The following is a 1779-nucleotide window of genomic DNA, read 5'->3' on the forward strand; positions in this document are numbered from 1 at the left end:
CTCACCACCCAGGACGCGGCGAAGTCCGGCGACGCCGTCAAGGCCGCCACCCGCACCCTCAACAAGGCCGCCTCCAAGGGCGTCATCCACAAGCGCGCCGCCTCGCGCCGCATCTCCCGGCTCGCCAAGGCCGCGAACCGCGCCAAGGCCGCCGCGAAGTAGTCGCAGTCGTCTCACCAGTTGCTCGCCAACCGGTCGTACCCCTCGCGCATCAACGTCTCCGAGAGACGGTGAAGCGCGGCCTGCCGGTTGGCTTCAGCTTCCAGGACGTCGCCGGACACGCTCGCCGTGCCCGGCAGGAAGTCCTCGTTTCCGGAGACGGTCGTCTCCGCGAGCACCCGCTCGTCCTTCATCAGCCGCAACTGCACCGTCACCGAGGTGCGATAGCTGGCGAGCTGGGGCTCGGCGATCCGCGTGTTCCCCTGGTAGACGGGCTCGGTGAGAATGGTGGGCGCGCTGCCCACCCACACCACCTCGCCTCGCACGGAGGCCTCGCAGGCCCCGGTGCCGCCGAGCACTCCGGCGCGCATCAGCTCCTGACGGAAGGCCCGGGTGAAGAGCAGCTCCAGACCCGGCTCGGGCGTGTTGTTGCTGAAGACGGGCGCGCACACCGTGCGCACGCCCTCCGGCAGCGCCGCGCCCCGGGGCGTGAAGCGGTAGCCACACCCGAGACCCGACAGCACGAGAACCCACCCCACCACGCTCATCCGCGACATGGCGCCCACAGTAGCGGCGCGAGCCCGGCGGTCAAGCGTGCGCGGTGCCCCCTCCCCCTTCGTGCGCCAGGGCCGCTCCCAGCCGGCGCCAGGGCCATGGCCACGCCAGCAGGAGCCCCAGCAGCGCCAGCGAGAGCCCGCTGACGGTCAGCCCCGCCGTCAGGCCCGGCGCCTCGTAGCGGAACACCACCTCGTGCGTCCCCGCAGGGACGCGCACGCCCCGCACCACCAGGTTGACGTGGAGGATCGGCGCGGGCTCGCCGCCCACGGTGGCGCTCCAGCCGGGGCTGTGGAGATCGCTGAGGACGAGCACCCCGGGCGCATCCGCCTGGACGGCCACCCGCACCTCCTCGGGAGCGTACGCGGTGATGCTCGCCGTGCCGGTAACGGGAGGCCCGGGAGGCTCCGCCCAGCCAGGGACGAGCACGGCACCCGGCTCCAGCGTGGCGAGTTGCAGGCGCGGCTCCTTCCCGGGCTCCAGGGCGCGCGGAGCGGCCAGATAGGCGCGAGGCCACACCCGGGGCACCTCGAAGACGACCACGCCCGTGCCCGTCTTTCCCCGCTGCTGGAAGCCCAGCGCCGCGAAGTCCGGCGCGTACTCCTCCCGGGAGAGGGCCGTGCCCACGTTCAACCGCGGCGCGAGCGCCTCCACCCACTGCTGCCCCGCCCCGAACAGCTCGGAGACCTGGGCCACCTGCCCCTGGAAGTAGAGGTCGGTCACCTCGACGCCGTACTGGCCGCCGATCAGCGCCAGCAGCGCATCGCGCTCCACGTCCGCCCGTTGGCGATCCGCCTCGGTGGCCAGGCTCCCCTCGTCCAGGGGCTGGTTGTCGATGCCGAGGTTCATGACGCGCATCTTCCCGGGCCCCACGCCCATGGCCCGCAGCGGCTCGACCGTGACGGGAGGCGTGGCCGAGTCCTCGAGCGGCCGCACGTCGAGGACGGGCAGGCTGCTGGCGCTGGTCTCCAGGAACACCAGGGCGAAGAGGACAGGGCCTCGGACTCCCACGGGCGCCCGCACCAGGAGCGCGCACACGGCCAGCACCCCCGCGCCGAAGCCGAG

General features: G+C 73.2%; 3 protein-coding genes. 1 reads left to right on the forward strand and 2 read right to left on the reverse strand.

The window, feature by feature from the left end; translation table 11 throughout:
* The coding region (gene rpsT, locus VF697_RS10440; protein ID WP_331093833.1) for a 30S ribosomal protein S20 at window positions 1-162 on the forward strand (162 nt) is incomplete at its 5' end.
* A gap of 11 nt (window positions 163-173) precedes the next feature.
* Here the strand turns inward: rpsT and lptE are convergent.
* On the reverse strand, window positions 174-716 hold the full coding sequence (gene lptE, locus VF697_RS10445) for an LPS assembly lipoprotein LptE (RefSeq protein ID WP_331093829.1): 543 nt from the start codon (window positions 714-716) through the stop codon (window positions 174-176).
* Window positions 717-747: 31 nt separating this feature from the next.
* The coding region (locus VF697_RS10450) for a YfhO family protein (protein WP_331093831.1) at window positions 748-1779 on the reverse strand (1032 nt) is incomplete at its 5' end.

Origin of the sequence: Archangium sp., from assembly GCF_036388035.1 — a bacterium.
In the GTDB taxonomy this organism is placed as follows: Bacteria; Myxococcota; Myxococcia; order Myxococcales; family Myxococcaceae; genus Archangium.

Excerpts from the sequence above, each read along its gene's own strand:
- lptE (WP_331093829.1), bottom strand. The coding sequence starts at position 716 with ATGTCGCGGATGAGCGTGGTGGGGTGGGTTCTCGTGCTGTCGGGTCTC.